This window comes from Candidatus Zixiibacteriota bacterium (assembly GCA_026397505.1).
Lineage (GTDB): Bacteria > Zixibacteria > MSB-5A5 > GN15 > PGXB01 > JAPLUR01.
Map to the genome: position 1 here is coordinate 1 of JAPLUR010000131.1, position 20871 is coordinate 20871.

At 51.1% G+C, this 20871-nt stretch carries 16 protein-coding genes; 10 read left to right on the plus strand and 6 right to left on the minus strand.

Annotated features, from left to right (window positions below; translation table 11 throughout):
* Positions 1–1783: hypothetical protein (locus NT002_13865; protein ID MCX6830347.1), on the minus strand; the 1783-nt coding region annotated here is incomplete at its 3' end.
* Positions 1784–2049: 266 nt separating this feature from the next.
* On the opposite strand from NT002_13865, the gene NT002_13870 reads away from it, so the two are divergent.
* The 7 genes from NT002_13870 to NT002_13900 all read left to right on the plus strand — a co-directional run bounded on the left by NT002_13870 (position 2050) and on the right by NT002_13900 (position 10472).
* Complete coding sequence (locus tag NT002_13870) at positions 2050–2223, plus strand: hypothetical protein (GenBank protein ID MCX6830348.1); 174 nt, start codon at positions 2050–2052, stop codon at positions 2221–2223.
* A 77-nt stretch (positions 2224–2300) separates the two neighbouring features.
* A complete protein-coding gene (locus NT002_13875) occupies positions 2301–4745 on the plus strand; it encodes a hypothetical protein (protein ID MCX6830349.1) in 2445 nt (814 codons plus the stop codon).
* Between the two features lie 141 nt (positions 4746–4886).
* Positions 4887–5519 carry a T9SS type A sorting domain-containing protein gene (locus NT002_13880; GenBank protein MCX6830350.1) on the plus strand — a complete coding sequence of 211 codons (633 nt, stop codon included), beginning with the start codon at positions 4887–4889 and terminating at the stop codon, positions 5517–5519.
* A gap of 97 nt (positions 5520–5616) precedes the next feature.
* Positions 5617–6393 (plus strand): hypothetical protein, encoded by a 777-nt coding sequence (locus NT002_13885; protein ID MCX6830351.1) that lies wholly within the window; start codon positions 5617–5619, stop codon positions 6391–6393.
* A gap of 30 nt (positions 6394–6423) precedes the next feature.
* Complete coding sequence (locus NT002_13890) at positions 6424–8124, plus strand: hypothetical protein (GenBank protein ID MCX6830352.1); 1701 nt, start codon at positions 6424–6426, stop codon at positions 8122–8124.
* Positions 8124–8270, plus strand: coding sequence for a hypothetical protein (locus NT002_13895; GenBank protein MCX6830353.1), 147 nt, complete (start codon positions 8124–8126; stop codon positions 8268–8270). The genes NT002_13890 and NT002_13895 overlap by 1 nt, the downstream gene beginning before the upstream one ends.
* Before the next feature lie 204 nt (positions 8271–8474).
* The gene (locus tag NT002_13900; GenBank protein ID MCX6830354.1) at positions 8475–10472 is read left to right on the plus strand and encodes a dockerin type I domain-containing protein; all 1998 of its coding nucleotides are present in this window, start codon (positions 8475–8477) and stop codon (positions 10470–10472) included.
* 203 nt (positions 10473–10675) lie between these two features.
* Here the strand turns inward: NT002_13900 and NT002_13905 are convergent, their stop codons facing one another.
* Positions 10676–10984 (minus strand): hypothetical protein, encoded by a 309-nt coding sequence (locus NT002_13905; protein ID MCX6830355.1) that lies wholly within the window; start codon positions 10982–10984, stop codon positions 10676–10678.
* 429 nt (positions 10985–11413) lie between these two features.
* Between NT002_13905 and NT002_13910 the strand changes: the two genes are divergently transcribed.
* The 3 genes from NT002_13910 to NT002_13920 all read left to right on the plus strand — a co-directional run bounded on the left by NT002_13910 (position 11414) and on the right by NT002_13920 (position 13670).
* A complete protein-coding gene (locus NT002_13910; GenBank protein ID MCX6830356.1) occupies positions 11414–11569 on the plus strand; it encodes a hypothetical protein in 156 nt (51 codons plus the stop codon).
* A 135-nt stretch (positions 11570–11704) separates the two neighbouring features.
* Positions 11705–12139 (plus strand): ATP phosphoribosyltransferase regulatory subunit, encoded by a 435-nt coding sequence (locus tag NT002_13915; GenBank protein MCX6830357.1) that lies wholly within the window; start codon positions 11705–11707, stop codon positions 12137–12139.
* Positions 12140–12551: 412 nt separating this feature from the next.
* Entirely contained in the window at positions 12552–13670 is a 1119-nt protein-coding gene (locus tag NT002_13920; GenBank protein MCX6830358.1) for a nitronate monooxygenase family protein, read from the plus strand.
* A gap of 829 nt (positions 13671–14499) precedes the next feature.
* On the opposite strand, the gene NT002_13925 is transcribed toward NT002_13920, so the two are convergent.
* The 4 genes from NT002_13925 to NT002_13940 all read right to left on the minus strand — a co-directional run bounded on the left by NT002_13925 (position 14500) and on the right by NT002_13940 (position 20838).
* Positions 14500–15396 carry an ADP-ribosylglycohydrolase family protein gene (locus NT002_13925; GenBank protein ID MCX6830359.1) on the minus strand — a complete coding sequence of 299 codons (897 nt, stop codon included), beginning with the start codon at positions 15394–15396 and terminating at the stop codon, positions 14500–14502.
* A 204-nt stretch (positions 15397–15600) separates the two neighbouring features.
* Positions 15601–15870 carry a hypothetical protein gene (locus NT002_13930; protein MCX6830360.1) on the minus strand — a complete coding sequence of 90 codons (270 nt, stop codon included), beginning with the start codon at positions 15868–15870 and terminating at the stop codon, positions 15601–15603.
* 233 nt (positions 15871–16103) lie between these two features.
* Positions 16104–17282, minus strand: coding sequence for a hypothetical protein (locus tag NT002_13935; GenBank protein MCX6830361.1), 1179 nt, complete (start codon positions 17280–17282; stop codon positions 16104–16106).
* A 367-nt stretch (positions 17283–17649) separates the two neighbouring features.
* Positions 17650–20838, minus strand: coding sequence for a nucleotidyltransferase domain-containing protein (locus tag NT002_13940; protein ID MCX6830362.1), 3189 nt, complete (start codon positions 20836–20838; stop codon positions 17650–17652).
* Positions 20839–20871: the final 33 nt, after the last annotated feature.

The following is a 20871-nucleotide window of genomic DNA, read 5'->3' on the forward strand; positions in this document are numbered from 1 at the left end:
CAGCGTACATTTCAACCCCGCGATTATCTATGCCATGCAGACGCTGCATTTGCAGGGCCCGCTCGGCGGATTCACGCGCGTTCTTGTACTCCCCCCGGGATAGGTTTAATTCGGAAATATTGACGAGCACTATCGGCATAATAGTGAAGGCGCCTTTTCGTTCACACTCTACCAGGATATCCTGAAATTGTGACAGAGCTTCTCTCGATTTTCCCTGGAAATGAGTAAACAGAGCGATGTTGCTTTTCACGGTCATGCGATAATCAAACTGCATTTCGTTGAGCATGGACAGGCAGATTTGCGAATGTTCAATGGCTTTATCTTCACGAAGTTCCTGGTGAGCGGCCAGCAAGAGGACTACATGTACACCGGCTTCAATGGATTTTGCCGGATTCCCGCTCCGGCGCTCAAGTGCCTGCCAATCTCGCCTGGTGGAACTGTAATCGGTGGCCGGTGACAGATGCAACAGCGCCCAATGGTAGTGTATCCATAAGTTACCAAGGGTGACAAAATCGCCATCATACTGCTCCGGGTTGAGCTTATCAGAGAGATACTCCACGATCTTGCGATTTTCTCCGGCTATTGAAAGCAGTTGTGTTCGGATCTTAACATAAAGAGGGGTTTTCTGGAGATCCGCCGGAAATTGCTCCAGCCAGCTTCGCACCCGACCCAGGCCGTTCGCGGCCACGATGGCATGCCAATCCTCGTCAATTGCGCGCAAGGCCATTTCATAATCAGGCAAGTCGATGAGCAACTGAGCGGCTTCAAGCGCCGCCCCCTGCTTGCGGAAGTATTGCGCCGCCGATTGATATATGGCGGTCAACCCGTCTCTATTCAGCCTGTTTCGCAAGATACGATTAAATGCCTGCCGGACCAACGGGTGGAGCCGGAAAGTCTCCGGTTCGCCGAGGACAACATGGGGTATCGCCGACTCCCGGAATAATCGCAAATTCATCGTAATGTTGTCGCTGCTTTCGTTCATTGCGGCTGCGGCGCTCTCCGGGGAAATGACATCAAGAACCGAGCACCTCGCGAGAAAGCTCACCAACTCCGAAGACATCCCCTTCAGCAGTTCCTCTTCCACATATTCATTAAAAGAGCGCAGGCTTCTCCCTGCGGCAAATATCTCATGATCAGTCACCGATGACTGGTTCTTAAGCGACTCAAGAAGCAATCCAATTCCGACACACCATCCGGCGGTCCGCTGCCAGAGCCGCTCCACTTGCCCTTCATCAAGATCGAACGGTATCCTGCTTCTAATTGCATCGACAAATTCAGAGAAGGTAAAAGAAAGCTCGTCTTTCCCGATTATGATAGCCCGCCCGCTCTCCTGTAGTCTGCGCGTACTAAATAGCGGCTTGACCCGGGAAGCCAGAATTATGCGCAGCTTTGGCTGCCCGGCAGCGGTCAAACGAAGTACAATATCGCCGTGCTCTCTGCTATCGTTTACTGTCTCCCAATTATCCAGAACCAGCCAGCATATCGGTCTTTTTGATTGTTCAATCAGGTAGCACAATTCCTCAATTAGCTCCGGAGCCGGTATCGAAGAGGCTTTGTCCTGAAGACCACTGTTCTTAACTTCCGGCATGACACCCGATAAGGCTTCAGTCAGATAGGTCAGAAATCGGGCGGGCTCGATATCATGGGGGTCAAGATGAAACCAGGCATGAGGCAGGCCTGATTTTTTCGAAAGCACCTGTAATGCAAGTGTTGTCTTGCCGAAACCGGCAGGGGCGATGAGCAAAAAGAGGTTGGCCGACGGCGATTCAAAAAAACGGTTCATGAGTCTCAGGCGAGGAATATGATGCGGGGCGGGCTGTGGGTTCAAGAGCTTTGAACGAAGAACTTTCATATTATAGGAATATACAATACAATACGTTATGTAAAGTAAAAATGCCGCCCGCCCACCCTCCTGATGCTGTTTGACGGCCCTTTCGGATTGAAATTGTCGGTCAATTCTATCTATAAATCCGCTCCATGGGACAAAATTACTTCGATTTTGTCAGTGGCCTGTCAGTGAGGTTTTTAGCTTGGAATTGTATGAGACAAATGAAGAAAAAATCTCTCTCTACCCAAGCCACACCGCAGAAAATACTTCTGCATGTCGCGCGGAAGGATGGTGATTGGGTCGGTAAGGCGACCAGTTTCAGCACCAACGAGGAATATGTCTTTCATAACCTGAAAGAGCTCTTCCGATGGCTGAATAGACATCAGGTCAAATAACACGGTTCTCCTGAGAGAATCCTTTTTGATAAGAATGTCACAATTAGAAATGCTTAACCCTTTGAGGAGGAACAGCCATGTTTCGACTGTTAATGTTGACATGTGTAATTGCTCTGGTTCTGGTGGTATTTCCGGCGGCAATTATGGCCGGAGTCCCGCATTTGATCAATTATCAGGGGCGTCTGACCGACGGGACGGGCAGTGCGCTCGATACCAGTGTCGCCCTGACTTTCACCATCTATAGTGATGAGGCCTGCACCAATCCGGTTTGGTCGGAGACATTTCCCACGGTTTCGATTTCCCACGGCCTCTTTGATATTCTTCTGGGATCAATCAGCCCGCTTCAAAGCAGCATTTTCGACGGCGGGGAGCGTTGGCTTAAAATGAAAATTGGTGACGGCCCGGAAACGGTCGCTCCCATACCAATTGCCAGTACCGCATATGCTTTCCGAGCCGGGCATGCCGACACCGCCACGGTGGCTCTGTCAGGCGCCGGCGGCTCCAATTGGACTCTGGCCGGTGCCGTGCTCCAGACTGACGGATATTGGGGCATTGCCCGCGGCGGAGCAGGAAATACCCTGTTCGGCGATAGCGCCCGGACGATGGTCAACCTGGGTGTCGCATCCACTGCCGGAGTTACTGGGCAGCATTATCGCTATAACACTGTCGGAGGCGGATACGGTAACTGGGCGGTCGGGTCCTATTCCACCGTAGCCGGCGGCTCTTACAACACCGGCAACGGCTTTGTGGCTACAATCGGCGGCGGGGCCAATAATGAAGTCAACAATAGCTACGGCACAGTCGGCGGCGGTAGCGACAACCGCGCCGAAGGAATGATGAGTACTGTCGGCGGGGGTAATACGAATGCAGCATATGGATTCACGGGTGGCGTTTTCTCTGGGGATCATAATCAGGCAGGAGGTGCACCGGCCGACTCGGCCGCTTTTGTTGGCGGCGGGATTTCAAACGTTGCGGGAAATCGCTTTGCCGCGATTGCCGGAGGAACTCACAATTGGGCCTCCGGAGTCGGCAGTTTCATCGGCGGCGGCCGCAACAATCATATTGCCGCCGATTATTCCGCCATTCTTGGGGGATACGCCGATTCTATCACCAGCATGGCTGCTTACTCATATCTTTTTGGCATCAAGAGCAAAATGACTCAGGATTCCACCTTCATGGTGGATATGCCTCATATATGGTTCGGTACCGAGGCTGATGGGTATGGATTTCCACGGGCCGATGGTTCCGCCGGTCAAATGATGACCACCGACGGGAACGGACATTTGAGTTGGAACAGCCCGGCCGGGGCCAGCGGCTGGAGTGACGATGGATCCGCGGTTCGTTTAAATACGGCCGCAGACAATGTCGGTATCGGCACGGTCACGCCTCATACCAAGCTGGAAGTGAACGGCGCCGGCGCCAATACTTATCTGACGATAGATCTCGGTGCCGATCCATCCGCCAATTCCAGCGGCATCGCTATTGCGGAAAATGCCGCACCCCGCTGGACAATTCTCTATCGGAATTGGCAGAATAATAATCTCATCATTCGCGATGAAGTGCTCGATTCCGATATTATGACCTTTCAATCAGCAACCGGGAATATCGGTCTGGGCTATTCCGCTCCCTCCGACCGGTTGCATGTTCAGGGGACTCTGCGTGTCACCGGGAAAACCAATCTGGGCGGGAATAACAGCAACGGCGGGACCAGTGCCTTTGTCATCGGGACCGACAACAGCGCCGCCGGGAATTTCAGTGCTATAGGCGGAGGTGAGCGTGATACCGCTCGCGCTGTCTACTCTGGAATTTCCTCCGGCTATTCAAACATTGCCGGAAGTGTAACCACCGATACGGGGGCATATGTCGGCGGCGGTTATGATAACGCCGCCCTCGGCAGGTATTCCAGCATAGCGGGGGGCAGAGCAAATTCTGCCGAAGGTCTTTATAGTACTGTGGCGGGCGGATTTGGGAATAAAGCAATCGGATGGCAGAGCACCGTGGCGGGAGGGGCCGACAATAGGGCCAATGCGAACAACAGCGCCATTCTTGGCGGCGAATACCAAGACAATAACGGCGAATGGTCCTCGGTCCTCGGTGGGACGCAGGACACCCTGACAGCTAATGCCGATTATTCCGTTGCTTTTGGGGCACAGGTTTACCTGAATAACGCCTACCGGGCCGGCTTTTTCGACGGCACCTGGTCGGGCAACTTCGGCATAAATCGCGATGACCGCGATGGCGGCATAAATTTTCCGTTACATGTTGGGACCAATACACTCAATGGAAATGGCGCGCGCCTGACCGCCGGCGGAACCTGGACCAACGGTTCCAGTCGCAAATTCAAGGACCATTTTCAGCCGCTGGAAGGAAAAGAACTTCTCTCCAAAATTGCCGCCATGCCGATTGAATCCTGGCAGTACAAAGGAGTTTCCGAAAAGCATATTGGCCCGGTCGCCGAGGATTTCGTAGCGGCTTTTGATGTCGGCACCATGAAGGATGACGGCAGCCGCGATAATGAATAACTCTCGCCGGGTGATGTCGCAGGTGTTGCCTTGCTGGGAGTTCAGGAACTACTCAGGCAGAATCAGGAACTGCGACTTCTTGTTGAGGAGTTGAAAAAGGAAATTGAGGAACTCAAGACCCGATAAGAAATGAGGAATGATATGAGACATCGATCAATATATCGGGCGGCGTTGTTCTTCCTGGTCCTGTTCGGGGCGGCGCTCCTTGATGCAGGCACTGGTGATCGGGCGGCACTCACGTCGGTCAAACCGATTCCACCGGCGGGTCTGTCGCCCAAATCTATGAAGGCGGCGTTTGAATCAACTTTCCCCTGGCATACTATGGCCGCTGGGGGAAGCATCAGGACGATGGGAGGGATTATACTGGGAGCAACCATCGGGCAGACAGCATCCGGCTTATCAACACTGGGGAGCTATAACCTTCACGGCGGCTTCTGGCAGGATTTCGGTCCGGATAACCCCAATGACCTCCCATCCGACAGTGCCCTTCTGCCGATGAAATTCTCCCTGCAGCAGAATCATCCAAACCCGTTCAATCCCGCGACCATGATTGAATTCAGCCTGCCGCGCAAAGGGCAGGTTGAGCTTTCAATTTACAATCTTCTTGGTCAGCGGGTCCGGGTCATTATGGATGAGAGTAAGCCGGCTGGAATGTACTCGGCTGTCTGGGATGGTCGCGATGCAAACGGCAGAGAAGTCGCCAGCGGAATCTATTTTTACCGCCTGCGCGCCGGGGAAAATCTGGCCACGAAGAAAATGCTTCTATTGAAATGAGAATTATACAGAGATTATGCTAACCGACCCTTTGTAAGAAGGGATCCAACCGCCCGGCGGGGGTTGTGCTCACCCCGCCGGGTCTGAGGAGCGGAATATGAAGAAAATTCTGATAATCGTTGGTGCTGCACTCACCTTGATTGTAATCGGCATCGCCCTGGTATTCTATTTCACCTCTGGAGTGGTCGAGGTGGCAAATAACTTCTTCAGCGCTGTCAAAGCCGGCGATTATAACAGAGCCCGCGGCTTTCTCTCGGAGGATTTCCGAGCCGCGACACCAACAGGGGCGATGAGAGACTTCCTTGAGCAGAGCGCTCTGATCAATTACGCCAGTGCCAGCTGGGGGACCCGCACCATTTCAGGAAGTCAGGGTGAACTGGAAGGAGAAATCAAAACGAGAGATAGTGGAACAGTACCGGTCAAGATGACATTCGTAAAAGAGAATGGCTTCTGGAAAATCCTTTCCCTCCGGAAATCTGAGGCCGGGATACTCACGGGGGAGCGCGGGAAAGCGGTTCCTTCATATAACGAATTAAAGTTCATGGCCAATGGATCATTGCACGACCTGGCATTGGCCATAAAGGCCGGAGATTTCACCGACTTCTATCAAAATATCGCCCGGCACTGGCAATCTCAGACAAATAAGGAGGACCTGCTGACATCCTTCAAATCATTCACAGACCAAAATATTGATCTGACCGTTTTGAATGGTATGGACCCAGTGTTTGATGAAAGGCCGATTATCGACAGCAACGGTTTTCTGGCTCTTCAGGGTTACTATCCGACCAAACCGTCAGTGGCCTATTTTGAATTGAAATATGGTTATGAATATCCTGAATGGAAACTGGTCAGTATTAATGTCAGTGTTAGATAAATGATGCTAATCACTTGAGGAGAACGTTATATGTGTGCCAATTATAAATGGATTTTAATTCCGATAGCCATCCTCGCGGCGTCTCTTTTCAATATCGCTGCCGCCGCCAGATTGGTGTCGGTCAGTACCTGCGGGAAAATCTCCGAGCCGGGAACGATTCCGGTGAATGTTTCCGATCGGTTCAATTCCGACTCGCCGGAAATTCATGCCGTGGTAGTGCTGGATGATGTCTCACCGGGAACGCGTCTGAAAGGGACCTGGGTGGCCATAGATGCTATTGCCACGCCAAATTATGAAATTGATTCCACCATCATAGTTATCAAGGAGTCGGGTGAAGTGCGGGCTCACTTTTCCATTTCGAAACCAAACAGCGGATGGCCGGTGGGGAATTACCGTCTTGATTTTTATATCGACGGCAAATTGGTCACGGCCGCGCCGTTCGCTATCACGTCTGTATCAGGCGGAAAATCAACCGGAACCGCAACCCAACCGATTCAAAATGACCGCCGCAACATATCAGAGCAGAGTGAACTGTCAGATGAGGGAAACATGTTATCAGCCGAGGGTATCAGCGGGACTTATGTAATGGCCGCCCAGGGTAACACGATCACTCTTATATTCCGCCAGGATAGTCAGGGAAAAATAACCGGGAGTCTGTCAAGCACCACCGGAATGCAATATCAGGTGGAGGGAATGGTACAGGAGGGGGTGGCGGTAGGTACCTGCTACAACAACGAGGGCGGCGTCTATTTTGAAGCTTATCCCGCAGGGAACGAATTATCCATGAACCTGATCGAACCGGGACCGGACAATGCGCCGGATTATAACAAAGTGAAAGAACTATCCTTTTCAAGACAGGGTGCCGCGCGTGTCGGATCGACGAAACTCTCGACCGCCGAGAATAGAACATCCTTCGGACAAATGGAATCCACCATGCCTGCTGCGCCGACTCTCTCCGGGAACGAGGTCGGTGATCCCAACTGGGGATTTAAGTTTCGCACTCCGGCTGGCTGGAAATCGCAACAGAACGCTCAGGGGGTTGTCCTGGGACATGATGTCATTGCCGGAATGATAATTGTCTTTCCACACATGGCTCAGAGTTTCCAGGAGGTTCAATCGCAAATGCAGAGCGGCCTGGCTGAGGGGAGTACCCAGCTTTCGCCGATAAGCGGCGTGGAGCAGATCGGCGATAATGCTATCGGCGGAGAATATGCCGGAACGCACAATGGTCAGCAGGTGAAGGCGCGCGGTATCGGCACTTTTTCCCCTTATGGCGGCGGGGCCTACATTATTGCCCTGACCACACCCGATAAATACGGCCGAGAACTGGCCGGAGCGGCCGATGCTATTGCTCGCGGGATGCAGTATGCCAGAGTGCAGGCCTCGGACCTGATGCAGAATTTCGCCGGTACCTGGGTGACTATGACCAAGAATACCCAGACACGGGTGACGCTATTTCCTGATGGCGGCTATTCCGAAAAGTACGAGGCCAGTTATTCCGGCGGTTCCTCCGACCAGTATGGAAATCAGGATATGGCTTGGGGTGCGGCGCGCAATGACAATACCCAGGGACGGTGGGCCGCCCGCGGAACGCGCGAACAGGGAGTGATTACAATATCCTACAGCAACGGCAATACTACGACAGTTGAGTATCGGGTGCATGTCGAAAACGGGGAAACATACTGGAATGAATACTGGTTCAACGGTGAACTGTATGGCCGGGAGCGCTGATGATATTGGTAGCGGGGGAAGGATTTTCCGCCAGCCGCGACCGCGACCGGAGTTTATCCCGCGAGCGGGCGGTTATGACCTCTTTCCAGCTTCCAGACAAGGGACAATACTGGACACTTAAGGACAACGATGTCAACAATTTATGACAATTCCTCTTGTCCCGTGCCTGCCTGCCGAAGGCATCGTTGTTCCTTATTATTGTTTGTTCTGGCTAATTATGCCGACCGTATAATCAATAATCGGTAGAGCGACGGCGTGGCGAGCCAGATTTTCTGCTTGTCAATGGGAATATTTCTCATATATTTCGATTAGACTACCACATCTACGAATAATCCTTGTGAAGGATTGCGATGCAAAAATATGCCCTTCTTACATGTTTGATGCTGATAATCGTTGGGTATGCTTTCATATCTTCAAATGCACAAGCTATAAGAACGGGTTCTGCTCCCCAGACACGGGGTACCGGCTCGAAGCTTGTCTATGTCATTGCATCCTCAAATCTGTACAACCACCAGCCCGATAATATCCAAAACAGCCTTGAACAATATGTCCAAGATCTGCCGCTGCAAGGTTACCAGGCAGAGATTGTGTTATGGAACGATACCCTCAACGGCATAGATCACGCTGCCCCGCTTAGACAATTCCTGCTGAACGCGTTTGTAAATGAAAACCTTGATGGGGCAGTATTGATTGGGGACATTCCCTATGTCAAGTATTACCAATGGACATGGCAGGGAATCGATTATGGGTATCCTCTTGATCTGTATTACAGAGATCTGAACGGGGTTTGGGTCGATACCAGTGGCGATGGCTTTTTGGATAGTCACCGGGCGGGTGTTTCTTCGGAAATCTGGGTTGGCAGGATATACCCCTTGCCGTTGCTACAAGCATATGGAAATGGAACTGATGAAGAGGAGATAACAGCCATCAATGGCTATTTTTCAAAAAACCATGCGTTTAGGATCAAAGATATTTCGACCAGCATTGGAACCGTTTCACGAAGGGGGCTATTGTATAGCAATGGGTACGCGGGAACGGGAGGAAATTGGCTTAGACTGATATATGATGAAGTTGAAGAAGTATACGGTGAAAACACTACCATTCAATATTACATAACGCTTTTGAACAACTCGGGATCAGGATTTGAAAGCGTTATTATTGGGAACCATGGAGCGGGCAGCGTATTTGCCGATGGCCTGTTTCATGTTCAGGAGATCCTTCACTACGACCCGAAAACCGTTTTTATTAATATCCATAGTTGCGAACCTCAGAATTTTGAACGCAATCTTCCCGGGACCGCATATGTGTTTGCACCTACGAATGGTCTGACAACCTTGGGGCCGAGCAATTGGGGAGTCAGTACCGATGAAAGTTTCTATCTTTATCTTTCGCAGGGATACAGCATTGGCGAATCCTTGAGAGAATGGGGCATTTTTAACGCAATGTTTGATCAGAATTACGGCACTACCATTCTGGGAGATCCGTTGCTCTTACTGCCGGATAGCGATTGGGTAAGCAACCACGCCCTTCCCCAACAGCCCGCGATGCCACAGGCTTTGCCAAACGCAATTGGATATCCTGAAAAGATCATTGTTTTCTCCCCGGGACCTGCGAGCCTGAATTCTTCAACATTCATAGTCAACTGGGACGATGGGACTTTTTCTTCTTCTCCTTTGGTGCAAGAGGGTGAGAGCGTCTTGTTAAATCATGCTTTTAGTGAAGAAGGCACGTATTTTGTGCGGGTTCAAGTCAGAGGGCCCGATGGATCGCTTTCTTCATGGTCTGCACCGCTGCAGATAATCATAACATCCCCCCTCCCTTCAGCGCCTCAAAAAGCGATTCTATATACTTCAGAAAACGCTTCCCAATTGCACTGGACTCCGGTTGTCACCAATGTTGAGGGCTTTCCGCTGAGCCAGCCCCAGGGATACAATATCTATAGACGTAACAACGAGGGTTCTCCCTGGGAATTAATCGGTCAGGTATCTTCCAACACAATATACTATCAGGATTCGATTATTCCCCCCGGTTTTTCTTACCATTACGCGATTACTGCCCTTGCCAATGACAACCATGAAAGTGCGCTCACACCGGCTATTGCTGTTCCTTGCGGGGATGTGAATCTGGATGGAAGAGTTAACATCCTGGACATTTCGATGCTAATCGAGTACCTTTATAAAAGTCACAAGGCACCCCCTATTGTTGACATGGCCGATGTCAATAACAGTAATGTCGTCAACGTCCTGGATATCACTTTCCTGATTAATAATCTATACAAAGGAGGGGCTGTACCTCCTGAAAAAGCCGGCTACTGCCACGCAACCGTACTCTCCGCAGACGAGCACTGAGAAGCCGCGTAGTCAGAATATGTCGAAACCCTCGCGCCTGTCCCGACCCCTTGGGCGGGCGTTTCTACTTTTTCTATTCATATTTAAAATTCCCCATTTTTGGTAGCCGGGGGGATTTTCCGCCTGCCGCGGACGCCGAGCCGCCGCAGGCGGGTGGGTTACCCAGTTAAGGACCCGGCCGGACAGGTAAATGGCTTTGTCTATCAGAATCCCGACCCTCTAAAAATCGTAATCACATTTCGTTTATTTGTTGCCGGAGAATGGGTTGGGTGGTCGGGAGAGGGTCGGCAAAATGGGTTTGTTTCTTCGTTTTTTAAAATGTGCAGTTTCGTTGGGGCGGAGTATAAGGCCCACGGTGTAAGATAGTATGCCCAAAAGAGTTGTGGAAATGTGACACGGTTTTGGGCGGCGTGGCCCGTTTTTTGTTTTGCATGGCCGATCGTTTTGGGGCCGTTCTGGGCAATGGCCGTATTTTGGCGCTTAGAAATATGTTGATTTTCATCAAAAAGCATAATAATTTCCTTCTATATAATGGGAAAGGTTCCGAATCACCATCGATGCGCTACAGATTTTGATATGAAGGGAACGGGATTTGATAGCCCACGGGCAGATTGAAGCCTCCCGTGCACGAGGTGAGGCGGGAGTGAATTTGGAGAAAGAAATTAGATGTCGGGTTACTCATTCCAACCGGGGTCGGAATTTCGGAACCCGACCTACGAAAACTAGCAAAAGACTCTTCTTTAATTCATAGCCATTTCATCTACATCGTTAGACGTCTTAAGGAATGGGCAAACCCAAGCGAATTTGAAATCAAATTAAATCTTCTACTTAAAGAAGACACCAATTTCAAGATATTTATCGCCAGATATTTAGTGCGTCGAGAGAGTCTAAAATATGGTGCCGTAGCAGGCGATATTGAATATATAATCAGATTCTCAGGGATGGAACAGATTAGCGATATGGCAAGAATCGCCCAGCGTGTTTTCAATACTACAATTTTGGGAACTGATAAAGAGGAAATTAGAAGAGCATTTGAGATCTTCCGACGAGACTATCGTGCATTTTTGGATGCCGGTCACAAAGATAAGGAATGGTAAAATCGGGCCTCAATTTTGAGATATTGACTATCGGGAGTTCGACCCTCCCCCCCAGTATTATTCTTTTGGACAAAAAAAATCTCTTTCCTAATCCGCAAAAAGGTGTAAATTCTTGAATCAAAATATGGAATTACTATGACAGATAAGAAATCATATCGCAAGGTATTGCCAAGAGTGCTCAAAGGGTTCCGGGATTACCCGCCCGAAGAGGAAATCGCCCGGCAGAAACTGATTGAGAAAACCAGAGAGGTTTACGAAAGGCACGGATTCCTGCAACTTCAGACCCCGGCACTCGAATTTGCCGAGACCCTTCTTGGCGGCGATTACACGACCGACAATCTCAAAGAGCTTTTTGGATTCCACGGCCCCGATGAGGTCGATATGGCACTGCGATATGAATTCACGGTTTCGCTGGCGCGGTATATCGCTGGGAATCCGGAGCTGGCTCTCCCCTTCCGACGGTATCAGTACGGCCCGGTCTGGCGGCACTGCTCACATCATTTATTGGCGAGACGTAAAGCGCAACAACGCCTCGCAGCCGTCGCGAAGAACCGCGCGACCAGAGGCTGACCTTAGCCGTTGAATTGTATCGCCTTATATAATCTCTTTGCAGTGAGTCCCGTTGACGTTAGAATCGTGAAACTTGTGTAACCGAGAGGTTATGAACGGATCACAAATCGGTGAATTCTGATTTTTATCGAGTAGGGCGTTGGTGGGCATAAACATAATGCGGCGGGGGACTTGGGGTTGAGGTGGAGAGGATCTGAAGGAAAATAGTTGTTTGATTCAGGGAAGCTTTCACTTACCTTATCATGATTATGCTCCTATTGACTTGTGAAAACCAACAAAAGGCCTGAATGGATAACATTAGCCGCTTTCGTTCGTTGCCCTGCGTGCGCAGTGACAACCAGGTGATAAGCACAATCGAATCCTATTCAACTACTCCGTATCAGGCTCCCACGCCGATTGAGAGAGGGCTATAATGCTGCATTCTTTCAGGCTGAGACCGCTGGTTATCGGCGATAAGAGCGCGCCGGTGCCGATTATCCAGGGAGGCATGGGCGTGGGGATATCCCTCGCCGGGATGGCCTCGGCGGTGGCCAATGAGGGGGCGATCGGCGTCATCGCTGCGGCCGGAATCGGCATGAACGAACCGGACTTCTACACCGATTTCTTGGAAGCCAATATCCGCGCCCTGCGCCGCGAGATTCGCAAGGCGCGATCGCTGACTGGCGGCATTTTGGGCCTGAACGTCATGATGGCCAATTCCAACCATGGCGATCTCTTCAGCACGGCGATCGAAGAAGGCATCGATATCATATTCTCCGGCGCGGGACTGCCCTTGACCCTGCCGGGATACCTGACCAAAGGCTCTCATACGAAGCTGGTGCCGATCGTCTCCTCGGCGCGGGCGGCCGGCTTGATCTGCAAGCGGTGGCTGCGTAAATATGATTACCTGCCCGACGCAGTGGTGGTCGAGGGTCCCAAGGCGGGCGGGCATCTCGGTTTTTCCGAGGAGCAGATTTTTGACCCGGCCTATGCCCTGGAGAAGTTGATTCCCGCCGTTGTTCAGGAGGTCGGTCTCTTTGCGGTCCCTTACGGCCGACCGATCCCGGTTATCGCCGCCGGGGGAATATATACCGGCCGGGATATTCGGACGTTCATAGGGCTGGGAGCCGCCGGCGTTCAGATGGGGACGCGCTTTGTCGCCACTTACGAGTGTGACGCCGATGCGTCTTTCAAACAAATGTATATCGATGTCCAGCCGGAGGGGATAGTGATCATTAAGAGCCCGGTGGGGATGCCCGGCCGGGCGATTCGCAACCAATACCTCGATGATGTCGGCTCGGGAATGAAGAAGCCATATAAGTGTCCTTACCATTGCATTTCCACCTGCGATTATACCAACTCGCCATATTGCATTGCGCACGCTTTGATATCCGCCAAAAAAGGTAATTTTCAGAGTGGTTTTGCCTTTGCCGGGGCGAATGCCTACCGCGTGACAGAAATCGTTTCCGTAAAGAGGCTGATCTCTGAGCTGGTGGCCGAATATGAGGCGGCGGCGGGTCTGACGGCCGCGCCCGACATCCACCCGGCCTGAACAATCAGCCGCGAAGGCGGTGGGCAGCTTCATTCGGACGGCAATCAAAATATGGGCTCCCCAAAAAAACAACAACGCGAATCCATTTTGCCAAATCGTTCCTGGGTAGGAAACCGCGTTTCCCGGCCGGGATCACCTCGACTGGGTCGGGATTATCCGGTCGGTTGTTGCTCAAACACCTTGGGCGGCTGACATTTATTCTGGAGGTGGGGGAATCGAACCCCCGTCCGGAAAAGGCGCCAGACCGTCCACTATGTATTGTTTGCCCATAAAACTGTTCAACTAAAGAAATATTAATCTGCCATACCTCTACCCTACTGCAGCGCAAGTGGTTACATGTGCTCAGGGGAAATAAAACCGAAGAAACAGGGTGAATCATATATATGCCGAGGAGCCGACAAAAATGGGTTCGGTTTTAAAAAATATGCCGCTCTTAAAATCACAATCACTTTCTGATTATTTGTTGCCGGAGAATGGGTTGGGCATGCGGGAGAGGGTCGGCAAAATGGGTTCGTTTCTTCGTTTTTTAAAATGTACGGGGCGCCGGCCCGGCGGGGATTCGGGGCGGCCGGGCAGTAAGGGGGACAGACGGGCGCACAGGAATGGCCCATTTTATGGCGCGATGATTTTAAGGCATTGGCACAATTGGTGTTAAGCTGTTTAATGCTTCCTGACATATAAATAAACACTCCTTCTACATAAGGGGGGTGATGGGGAAATCACCATCGAACCGATGGTGATTTTGTAGTATGGGAGAGGGAATGCGACCCTGTCGAATCAGATTTTCCCACAGCCCGCCGCGGCGGGTGGGTTACCCGTTTCATAAATTTTAATGTGAATAAAGCTTATCTGCAAGAAGGCCTATCTCTTTGCACATCACTAATCGCTCTAACCAGTGAGTAGGTATGCCAGATTCGCCATAATATGCACCGGCAACTTGGCCGCAAATGGCGGCGGTGGTGTCAGCGTCATCCCCCAGATTTGCGGCCCTCAAGACCGCACTCGCGTATGAATCAGTTACCCAAAAACTCCACAGAGCCGCTTCAAGGCTTTCCACGACATATCCTGTCCCACGAATAGAATCCTCCGCCTTATCTCGATATTGTCCACTTGCGATTTTTCGGATTGAGTCCGAAAACAAAATATCGGCATTTGTGTTCAACAGAACTGAATCCTTATTGCATCCGTTAAGAGCAAGGAATATGATATTGCCCAATAATCGACATGCGTCAATACATTCTTCTGCGCCGTGGGTTGTGCGTGAGCTCTCGGCCGAATAGAATATGACTTTGGTTTGGTCTGGGAAATAATGCATTGGTATTGGTGCCAAACGCATGATAGAGCCGTTGCCGGCAGAATATCGGTCATCAGGGCCGCTGTAGGCCACTCCGGTTTCTTTATAGCGTAGTAGTGCCCTGCTTACAGTATTACCAATATCGAAACAGCGACCATTAGAACTGAGATATCCGTTTTCATACCAGCTGAGGTAACGTTTCATCTGGTCATCGGCATCAAACATTTCTGACTCAACTAAGCTTGTAGCTAGGCATAGGGCCATGGAAGTATCGTCGGTCCACGCACCTGGCCTGAGCCGGAAAGGCCCACCGCCAACCATGTCGGTGAGAGGAGTAAAGGCGCCACGTGATTTAAATTCTGCCGTTGTGCCGACAGCATCACCAACAGCAAGTCCGAGCAGGCAACCGCGAAATCGATCAACTAATTCCATGTGATTAAACTATTAAATGACTACAGGGACCGGTAGCCCATTATTTATGATGGGTCTGTTTTCTTCACAATTCATAAGCGTTCATGGCGACAAGTTATTTATCCGACCATGAATGGTGGGCCACCCGGCCTTATCAGTGGTCCCCTGTGCCTCAGGCGAACGTCCGGGCGGTCGCCCGCCCGCTTGTTGGACGACATGAGCATTTTACTTGGCGAATAAACCACCTATCATCACGGCAACCCACACCATAGTGAAGAGCGACCAGAAAATCACGCCGCCGATATTTGGCTTCGTTCCTTCTTTTTTGTCATCGCCGGCGATTTTACTACCCACACTCGCCCCTACATCCCCGAGTAGACTACCACCGATCAGCGTCCCAACCGGGACACCTGACTTGCCCTTCCACGCACTTCGAATCTTGAGCCCACAGAGCACTGCGCCTAAGAGACCAATCACAAACATAAATGCATTCATCGGTTACTCCTTTTATCAGGCCAGAATTACAAGGAACTGCGTTTTAGCCAAAACATCTTTCTGTGCGGTTTGTGACTAACCGCCTGCATGTATTTATCCCACTATGAATGGTGGACCACCAGACCACATCGACCCAACCCGCGAGTAGGTGGGCCACACGGCGAAATCAAAAGCGACTTGCTCTTGCCGCCTCGGTACGGATTGCTTTCCCGACAGATCCAGTTCACGTTACTCTAATCAACATTTTCGCCACGCGTGATGATCTTCGACTTACGTCCGTTGTGTTCCCGAGCCAGGACTATTCTACTACTGACCACCGGCCACAGAAGTGCGAGCAGGCCACTCAGAAGAGTCCCCACTGTTACACCGGGGGATATTAACCACGCCGGGAGTCCGAGAGGCGTTTGGACGCACAAGTTCAGAGAAGCAACCGGGGAAGAAAAAGCTAGTTCACCCGTTGTCAAATCATGTAGAAGAAGGTCAATCGAGATTGTCTGTATAGTACCTCCTGTTTCATTCGGAGCTGAAACAATCCAGTCCCAGCGAACTAGTTCGTCAACTGCGCACTTGTGCGGTTGCAGCAATTCCGGCGGGGGACCAGAAACCTCTAATCCCACAGCTCGAAACACGGGGGAGATCGCGTAGCTGTGCGTGGAGTCAAGCGATATTGGATACCGCTTGGCTGTCTCACTGGGATTGTACTTGGTCAACCGGAACAGAAGCTCAAGCCTTGTAGCCCGATCAGGTTTCAGACTTCGCGGTTCATTTGCGATAATCGCGGATATGCTGTGAGTGGGATTCGGGGGTACTTCATATTCGATAATATTTTGGTTCGATTCTCGAGGAGCAAGCATCGCCTCGGTTCCCATCATGCTCAAGGAGATAAATGCCAGAGCCATGATTCCCGACACCACTCGCCAATGCAGCGCCTTTAACTTTCCAACTTGAACGAATGTCCTCGGCAGTACAGTGAATGCCAGCGCCAGTAAACCAAACGCTGAAGTGAAGATCACGATCAAGAGAATCTGCGTAGTGGCAAGTGCGCTAATCAGCTTAGGGCTTCTTGCGGTGAGAGCAAGGACAACGGTTGTGAGCCCTGCTAAGGCAAGGAAAACACCGACAAGTCTCGTGAGCACGCGCAGTCGATGCGACGATGCCATGGCACCCAGCGCACCAGAGATAGTACGAGGAGCCAATGCATGGGTAGAGAGGAGTATTACGGCCATCGCCATTACGCAGAGAAGCCAAAGGTCAGACCCCACCGGTAGCGCGGCACTTAGATTACTATATGTTTTGGTATAAAGGATCCGATCTCCAAAGAGCATCAAATAAGCAAGGCAGAATCCCACCAGCATTATAAAGAATGCAAAGATCCGAAAAATGTTGTTCCCCGAATGACCAGCCATTTTCATCAAGTCTCTATCCACCTTATGAACGAAGACCACTTATATCACAATAGTCGATCGTATACAATCGCGCAAATTCGCCATGGAACAAGAGAGTAGTGGCAGCCACTGTGTGACCAATTTGGGACCATTTTCAGTCCAAGTCAATATAAAAACATCCAATGTGATACTCGAACCAATTCAATCCATCTATTTGTCGGCCGTTGGAATATGATGGAAGTCAATCAGAAGCCGAATCCTCCGAATAGCTTTTTACGTCCCTGGTGTCTACCAATTCCACCACTCCGGCAAGATAAATTCCATCATATCCTAATATAATAACAAATTCGACGCAAGAGGATTTTGTCGCGGTCGCCCGAAAATCGGCATTCTACTAAGCTTTGGCCTTTCCCATCGGAAGCGGGCGGGCGGCATCGGTAACAGCGCCGATCTTGGCGGCATAGCTGTTCTTGGCCGCGATATCATCATCGGTGACGATCTGAATATCAAGCAGCCCGCCGACTCGGTAGCCGGTGCGCAAGTAATTTATCTCATCGAGACAGAGGCTCCATCCCTCAAGCCAGGCATTAAGCAGCGCCCGCTGCTGCGGAGTGCCGTCAAAATGGATTAATATGTCGATATCACTGCCCGGTCCGGCGGTGCCGTTCTTGGTGCTGCCGAAAATATAGAATCCTTTCACTCCAAAGTGCTCCGGATTCAGTTGTGAAGCCATATGGCCGGCCGCCTGAAGCCGCCAGCGCCACGACTCCCCGGCGGGCAATTCGCCGTAATCGGTCTTCCCTTTCGCCGACTCGACCTGGGAACTGGGCTGTGTCAGGATGCCCACCGCTTCATCCAGATCGGCGTTCATCAGTACCCTAAGAATCTGGCCATTAGTACTGCGGGGGATATCAATGAGGCGGATGGCCTCGCCCAGATAGGCAAATTCCGGAAGAACCTCGGCGAGGATATTGGGAGACTCCCGCAAAAAACGTTCGTTGAAGACAATGCCGGGATCGTCAGGATATAGCGGCAGGTACCGAATACTGGCCTCGACGAGATCCTGGAAGAAATGCGTGCCGAAGGAGAGATCGGGCAGATAGTTCCCTTTCTTGCGGGCGATTTCAATCAAAACGGCGGTGTTGTTGATATCGGAATAAGTGACACTGACACCCATCTTGATGTCGCCTCGGCTACCCCACCGGCCCGGCCCCATCAAAATGAACTGCCGCTTGGGGAGGATTTCGTTCAAACGGCTGACACAGCGGCCGACCGCCAGTAAGTCCGAGCGCTCGCCGAGCTCGCCGTATTGCTGGGGATCGACATAGACAACATGGGTGATATCGGGAACCCGGCCATTGGACACATATCGATTGGCGGAAAAGAGAATTCGTTCCTCCGGAATTTCTTTGGGAATCGGGGCCGGCCCGCCGGCATCGGAATAACTCTGCGGGCGGCATTGGAGGAGATAGAAATCCTTGCCATCCGAGGCAAATTCGATATCGACGGGCGTTTTCAATTTCTCCTCGAGAATCTTGAGAATGTTATGCACCTGGACTATGAAAGGCGTTCGGGAAATCATTCCTTCAAAGGTGACGACCAGATTTTTGTCGGAGAAATCGATATTTGTCCCGACCGGCTGATGGAAATGGTCGTCATCGCATATGGAGACAATCTGTTTGATATTTGGGATCTGGTCGCCGTATTCCAGCATCAGGTCGGCAATCTGGATCGTTTCAAACGTATTGGTTTCAAGGTTGATGACATCGATTTTTTTGGGCGAATATCGAGTTATCTCATCGGCCGTAACATTGACCCGCAAACCGGGCTGTCCCGGTGCAACCAGCAGAGGATAGTCATCACTCAGACGGTCAACCGCTCTGGTACCCAGGCCGGGGACAAAGCGAATAAGCCCGTCCTCACGTTTGATCCGGGCCGACCAGCGGAATTCATTCTTGCTGAAGGCAACGCCGCCGAAGACAGGCATATAATATCGCCCGATGCGGGTTCCCACGACCTCCTGAATCATGATCCCCATTTCCTCGTTGAAATCGAGCAATCCTCGCTCGGCGCGGTACTCAATCGGGTCGGGGCCGAAAACCGAAGCATAAACCTCGGCGATGGCATCCATGAGAGCCTCGAGCCGTTTCTGTTTGCTTCCCTGATTGGCCAAAAACAGGCTCTTGTATTTACCGGAGAAAGCCGAGCCCATGCGGTCCTCAAGAAGGCTGGAACTTCGTACGATCAGCGGTTTATCTTTGAAGTCATCCAGCGCCACCGACAGCCCCTTGATAATATCGGGCGGAAAGTGGGCATTCTTGAAAGTCTGCATTATATGCGGGTATTCCAGCCGCACCTGATTTATCTCTTTGTACTTCTGTTCGACGACCTCCTCAAGATTGTTGTACTGTACAAAATAGAGCAGAACATCGGAGGTGATGTACCAGGTCCTGGGAGTTTTCAGATTGGCCAGAAACTCCGAGTTCTTTCCGAGCTTCTTAAGAATCTGGCTGGCCAGGAACAATCCGGCTGTTTTGCCGCCCAGTTTCCCCTGACTTTCGGTAGTGAATATTATGGTCTGAATCAGCTCATTAAAATCGGCGACATCGATATAATTCTTGGCGATATTAATGAAATCCAACTGATCCGAGAAAAACCGGCGGATGAGAGAAACCCTGACTCCCTTATGCGAGGCAGAGGCGGTATCAACTTCACCGGACGGCATCCGATAGTACCGGCGAATGGCATCGGAAACCTCCGAAAGAGGGGAGTTGCGATTGACCGTCCGCACCAGAAAACTGACCTGGTTTTCCTGAATCCATTTCTGGATGACGGAGAGAATTTCATCATTGCTGAGATGGTCGGCGGCAATCTTGAAAGTTTCGTCGCTTAAGAAATCGCTGGAATGAGCCAGCGTTTTTTTCTGATAAGGGCGGTTGGTATCGCCCATAAGTTCATCTTCCTCGTTTCTCTGATCGGGACTATAGTACAGAAGCAGCTTCTTGGCCTCATCAATGCCGGTCCAGCAGAGATAATTGAGCATTTTATGGGAGATGCTCAGAAAGAGATTGCGGTCGGTCTGGCGGAGAAGGTCCAGCGCCACCCGCCATTCCTCCTTATGGTCATAGCCGGCACCGGGGGCTTCTCCCCTGCCGGACTGAAAGATATTCCGCATCCGATAATACATTATAAAATGCCCCAGGCGATCGGCGACGGCATTGATGAGAGTTGCTTCCTCTCGGAGAAAAGGCCCGCAGTCGGAGTCGGGGAGTTTTTCGATATATGCAACGCTCAGCTTCCCGACAACCTTGTCCTGCACGATTACATTGGCATTTATGACCCATGACGTATCGACATAATTGGGCGACTGGTATGTTGAATCCTCGAAAACAATCTTCACAGCGCAGTGCTGCGGATATTGCATAGCCGGCGGAATAACCTGCACGACTCCCCCGAGAACATCATCCAGGGCGACATCGGGATGATTGAGGAGTTCCTCGACCGCATAGAGACACTTAAGTTCTTTGGCTCTTTCCTGCAGAGAACTGATTAATCTATTTCTTTCTTTTCCGGGCTGATTCATAGACCGTTACACCTCTTCCATTTCGGGCGCCGA